This window comes from Acinetobacter sp. ABJ-A23_2 (assembly GCF_044538765.1).
Lineage (GTDB): Bacteria > Pseudomonadota > Gammaproteobacteria > Pseudomonadales > Moraxellaceae > Acinetobacter > Acinetobacter nosocomialis_A.
This window is the reverse complement of record NZ_JBIUCP010000092.1, coordinates 1-5,194: the sequence shown is the minus strand read 5'-3', so window position 1 is coordinate 5,194 and position 5,194 is coordinate 1. Positions and strand designations below refer to the sequence as shown.

The 5,194-nt window shown below is 35.0% G+C and carries 5 protein-coding genes; 1 reads left to right on the top strand and 4 read right to left on the bottom strand.

Features of this window, described 5'->3' with window-relative positions; all coding sequences use genetic code 11:
• Positions 1-325: 325 nt before the first annotated feature.
• The 3 genes from ACH63V_RS17870 to ACH63V_RS17860 form a co-directional block, all read right to left on the bottom strand.
• Positions 326-685, bottom strand: coding sequence for a RidA family protein (locus ACH63V_RS17870; RefSeq protein WP_212511760.1), 360 nt, complete (start codon positions 683-685; stop codon positions 326-328).
• Between the two features lies 1 nt (position 686).
• Complete coding sequence (locus tag ACH63V_RS17865; protein ID WP_343570069.1) at positions 687-1,928, bottom strand: D-amino acid dehydrogenase; 1,242 nt, start codon at positions 1,926-1,928, stop codon at positions 687-689.
• Between the two features lie 80 nt (positions 1,929-2,008).
• The gene (locus ACH63V_RS17860) at positions 2,009-2,887 is read right to left on the bottom strand and encodes a LysR family transcriptional regulator (RefSeq protein WP_343570071.1); all 879 of its coding nucleotides are present in this window, start codon (positions 2,885-2,887) and stop codon (positions 2,009-2,011) included.
• Between the two features lie 115 nt (positions 2,888-3,002).
• Here ACH63V_RS17860 and ACH63V_RS17855 point away from each other — a divergent pair, with 115 nt between their 5' ends.
• Positions 3,003-4,430 (top strand): Na+/H+ antiporter NhaC family protein, encoded by a 1,428-nt coding sequence (locus ACH63V_RS17855; RefSeq protein ID WP_343570073.1) that lies wholly within the window; start codon positions 3,003-3,005, stop codon positions 4,428-4,430.
• A gap of 180 nt (positions 4,431-4,610) precedes the next feature.
• On the opposite strand, the gene ACH63V_RS17850 is transcribed toward ACH63V_RS17855, so the two are convergent.
• Positions 4,611-5,194 (bottom strand): YqiA/YcfP family alpha/beta fold hydrolase (locus ACH63V_RS17850; protein ID WP_396464297.1); only part of this gene is annotated, 584 nt, incomplete at its 5' end.

Sequence of the window (5,194 nt, the reverse complement as noted above, 5' to 3'; positions counted from 1 at the left end):
ATATATTGTATTTACTCATCAAATCATTACAGTAGATATTGTTAGGCTCTAATTTTTTACTATTTCAGGCTCAGTGTTTTTCACTAGAGCCATTTCAAGTTTTTGGAACGAGTTTTTTATTATAAAAATTTTAAAAATGTCTTTTGAAAATTTATTTTGTCTTAGCCTAACTAACTGGTCAGATTAAAATCAATTCGTAAAGTACTTAGTAAGGATGAGGTGATCGACGTTACCTATAAAGATGTGCAACATCAAGTTGATGAGTGGTTATAATTGAGAGTGAGTTAATCAAGCTAGCAAATTTACTAGCTTGACTTTAAAAATATTATTTAACACTCGCCGTAACCATTACTTCGACTAATACTTGCGGACGTGCTAAATCTGCTTGAATAGCCGCGCGTGCTGGTGCTGCACCATCTGGTAACCATGCTTCCCAACATTCATTGAACACTGCAAAATCTTCAGCAATGTTTTTAATCCAAATTTGTGCAGTTAAAATACGGCCTTTATCACTACCAGCTTGTTCCAGTAAAGCATCAATTTTTGCTAGAACTTCTAAAGTTTGTTGCTTAGCATCAGCATCTAAAGTTGTTGGTACTTGACCCGAAACATACACTAAACCGTTATGAAGGACACAACCTGATAAACGTGCATTTGTGTCAATACGTTGAATGTCATGACTCATTTTATTTCTCCAGAGATAAACCATCTAATGTAATTGGTGATGTTGCTTGGCTTATTAATTGACTAATGACCATGGCACAACCAGCGGCCAATGTGAAACCTAAACTACCTTGGCCAATATTTGCCCATAAATTCAAATATTTCGTACGACCCAGAATGGGTAAACCGGTAGGGGTGGATGGACGTAAACCACTCCATTCTTGTGCAGTATTTACACCCAATAAATCGGGAAATGTTTTTCGTACCGTATCTTTCAATGCATTTATACGTTCTTTTCGAATGTAGATATCTTGATAGCCAATATCGACCATTGCGGCAATGCGAAGCTGATTCCCCAATTTTGCATATACAATTTTATTTGCATAATCGGTTACGCTCATATTGGGTACAACATTGGTTTTTTCTGGGAATGGTAGAGTCAGGCTATATCCTTTTAATGGATAAACTGGGACTGAAATATCTACCATATTAAAAAGTGCAGTACTGCTATTGCCCGCAGCAACGACAAATTCATCTGCTTCTATACGTCCTTGATTTGTTTCAATTGCAGTAATTTTATTATTTTCCGCAAAAAAATCTGTCACTTCATGTGTATATAAGCATGTGAAGTTACTACTCTTTTCTAGTGCTTTATACAAAGCTAAACAGAATTTGTAGCAATCTGCTGTTTCATCATCAGGTGTATAAATTGAACCCACTAATGTAGATTCAATACCTTTCAAGGCAGGTTCAAGTTGAACAGTTTCTTCTGATGACAGCACTTTTTGAACAGTTGGATCTATCCCTGTTGCTGCTTTTCTAAAAGTTTTTTCATCACGATGAATAATCATTTTTCCTGATTTTACCCAGTCAAAATCATCAATTTCATCACGCCATTTAGACATAACATTTTGACTATATAGGGATAACCGTAAAATATGATTACCGTTCACAATATTGTCTTTACGATTACATGCCATGAGGAATTGGAATAACCAAGACCATTGAAGAGGTGAAAAATTCAATTTAAAGTTTAAAGGCGAATGAGCTTTTCCTAACCATTGTAGCGCCTGAAACGGCACGCCCGCATCTGCTAAAGGTGCAACATAGCGATAACTGAGTTGACCACCATTTGCAAAACTTGTCTGGCAGCCAATCTTGTCATTCGCTTCCACTATTGTAACTTTATGACCTGCTTGAATAAGTGCATAGGCTGTACTTAAACCAATGACTCCACCACCAATGACAACGACATGTTTTTTCATTCTTCCATGCTATATTTGCAACACACATTTGTATTAAAGAAGAAGAAAAAGGGTTAAACAAATGAGTTTTTACATAGTACTCATAACTTTTGGTTAACCGATGGCGTCATCGAAGCAATTTCTCTTTTTATTAATTCAATAAAATCTTCAGTCGCTTTGGTCGTACTTACATTGGCATTTTTTAAAATATAAATTGTGGTATACAAACTTGGTTTTATTGGGTGAATCATATGATTTGGTAAGGAGTGTGCAGCAGTATAAATATCGGTAATGCTACATCCTAAACCTTCGCGTACCAGTTCACTCGCCATATAGTAAGTTTGTACATTCACAATACTTTTATTAAATGTTCTGTACTTTTTTACGACTTGCATGAGAGAGTCTGCGTAGGGTTGAATCCACCTGTTTTCATCAATTGAATGAATATCTTGCTTTGCATCAATAGGCTTAGAGTCAATGTAAACCAAAGGAATTTCCAGAACAGGTGTGGCAATAATGCCATGCTGAGTATGGGGCTGGAACGTCACCGCAATATCAATTTCACGTCTTAATAATTTTTGCTCTAGTGCTTGAGTATGATCGGTACCAATATTGACAAAAACATCAGGGTATTTTTTTAGAAATTTTGCAGTTAATTTGGGAATGAGGCTTAAACCTAAACTGGGTAAACATCCGAGTGTGATTTGACCTTGAGTATTTCTTGCTAAATTATCCGTCAACTTATTTAATTCATTTATTTTTTCATAAATTGGCTTAATTTCATCATACAAAGTATAGGCTTCTTTGGTTGGCTGTAATTTTCCTTTGACCCGTTTAAATAGTGCAAAACCAAGCCGTTGCTCTGCATGTTTGAGCAATTTACTTGCGGCAGGCTGTGAAATACATAACGATGATGCAGCCTCTGTGAGTGAACCAAAAAGCATGACTAAATAGAATATCTCTAGGTGTCGAAGATTCATAAATGAGCACATAACTAATAGTTATAGGTAATCTATTAGAATTCATTATTTAATGTCAATGAACCCTTGTAAATTGGTGTGAAATTCAATGCCCAATGATCAAGGAGTGATACATATGTCAGTTGAGCAATCTTCTATAACAATACCTAATATAAGGACACCTAAAAATATTGCCCTTATCACCATTATTATTCTTAGCTTAGCTTTAGCATTTTATGCAAAAGGCCTACCAATAGAGGAGGTCGGTTTAATTGGGTTATTGCCTATTTTTGCCTTGGCGCTCTTAACTGTTATCGGTCTCGATATTGTCCTTGCTGTTATTATTGCAATTATTATCAGCGTGATAATGACATCTACCAGTGTATTTGAATTAGGTGGAATCCTTGCAAAGTCTACGGGCTCATTTATTGCGACTGTAGGTCTTATTATTATGTTAGGTGCTGGGGTTGGTGAAGTTGCCAATCGAACTGGTGCAGCGAGAGAATTGGTCAAATTTATTGTCAATAAAGTTGGGCTTTCAAGTATTCCTCGAGTCAAACTTGGCATCATGATTTCATCAGTTGTTATTTGTGGTTCATTGGGTACTATGGCAGGTGGTAATGCCATTATTGTTGCTGTCATTATTCCCATTGCTGCTGCAGTTGGTTTAACACCGCCCACCGTTGCATTACTTTTGATGACAGCAGGTTCTGTCGGTCTCTTTATAGGACCTTTTACACCAAGTACAGTGACTATTTTAGAGTTGGGAGGCTTGACCTACCCGCAATATTTGAGCACTTGTGCCATACCTATGAGTGTTGTCACACTTCTTACAGGTTGGTTCATGTCTGGCTATATCCAAAAGTGGACTTTTGGAAAATATACCTATAATGAAAATTTCTTAGAATCTTCTGAAAAAATAGAAAGTGTCTCTGAATTGAAAAGAAGTAAACGTGCAGCGATTGTATTTATTGGCACAATTATCGTGATGGCAATTCTTGGAATTATTTTTAAAGCAGGCTTTAGTTTTGCAATTATTGTGATGCTTACTGTTGCCACTTTAACTGGGTTAGTTGCAGGTTTTAGTCCTAAGCAGATTTTAGAAGCACTCTACGAGGGATGCGGTAAATTAGTCTGGATGTTTATTCTTTACTGGTTATACAATCCAATTTTAGTTCTTGTTGAAAAACTTAATGCTTACCAAACACTATTAGATAATGCGACACCGTATTTGGTCGACTTAAGTCCTGCTATGCTGTGTTTTGGTATTTTCTTATTTAATATTGTGGGGCATATTCCAGGGGCAGCTGTTGCACAAATGACCTTTACCAATAAAATTTTTGGACCAATTTTACTGGCAAATGGCGTTCCACCTGTTGCGGTTACAGCAGTTTTATTATCAAGTTCCCAAGTAGACTGGTTTGGTCCTTTTCCATCTTCTGATATGTTTGGTCAAATGGGCTTAGCACGTTCAAGTCAACTGAAATACATGCTATATGGTGGTTGGGCCATAGTGATCGCAAATATTTTACTCTTTGCGGTATTGTTTCAAATTTTGAATTAGCTCCTACAAATTAAAGCTATTTCTTATTTAAATAAATTTCAAAAGCCTCTTAAACTAGAAATTTTAAGAGGCTTTATTTTTACGACAATAACAACTTCATCTAAGAGAGTAGGAGTTCAAATTTCAATCTATTCGCTTTTAATAAGAAGAGAACCCTATACAGTCCAATCTAATCAATTTTTAAATATTATAATTTCTTATATTTTTTAAGAGGTAATGATCTTTATCTTTCTCAATTATGAAATTAAAGTTAGCTTTTCGTATGGAAATTTTTTTTAAGGTTTGAACTATTTCATAGGGAATAGGAGAGTACTTTGTAATACCATTAACTTCATAAAACCCTTTCGACTTTCCATTATCTGTTTTTATACCATCCAACTCTCCATAAACTATTGTGATTTCTCTTTTATATTCCATTAGAAAAAGCCAAATCAATGATGAATAAAAGCTATAAGGTTTGGAAATTTCATCTTTAAATTCATTTCCATATATTTTTTTGACTGCTTGATCTGAATATATTGCTGGGCATAACAAAATCAATCGATCAATTTGAAACTTTTTCGCTAAATTAATTGCAATATAACCGCCTAAACTATATCCAATAACAATATCCACTTTTTTTAGAAGGCTGTAAAAAACCATACTTTCATTTATGTTCTGAGATAAACATGATTTCGTTTCACTCGTATTATTTAAGCCACTTAAATTGAATGAAAGCGTTCCAATATTTTTACTTCTAAGTAGATTTTCCAAAGGACTTAAAG

Coding starts and splice junctions, on each gene's coding strand:
- ACH63V_RS17860 (WP_343570071.1), bottom strand. CDS start 2,887: ATGAATCTTCGACACCTAGAGATATTCTATTTAGTCATGCTTTTTGGT.
- ACH63V_RS17855 (WP_343570073.1), top strand. CDS start 3,003: ATGTCAGTTGAGCAATCTTCTATAACAATACCTAATATAAGGACACCT.
- ACH63V_RS17870 (WP_212511760.1), bottom strand. CDS start 685: ATGAGTCATGACATTCAACGTATTGACACAAATGCACGTTTATCAGGT.
- ACH63V_RS17865 (WP_343570069.1), bottom strand. CDS start 1,928: ATGAAAAAACATGTCGTTGTCATTGGTGGTGGAGTCATTGGTTTAAGT.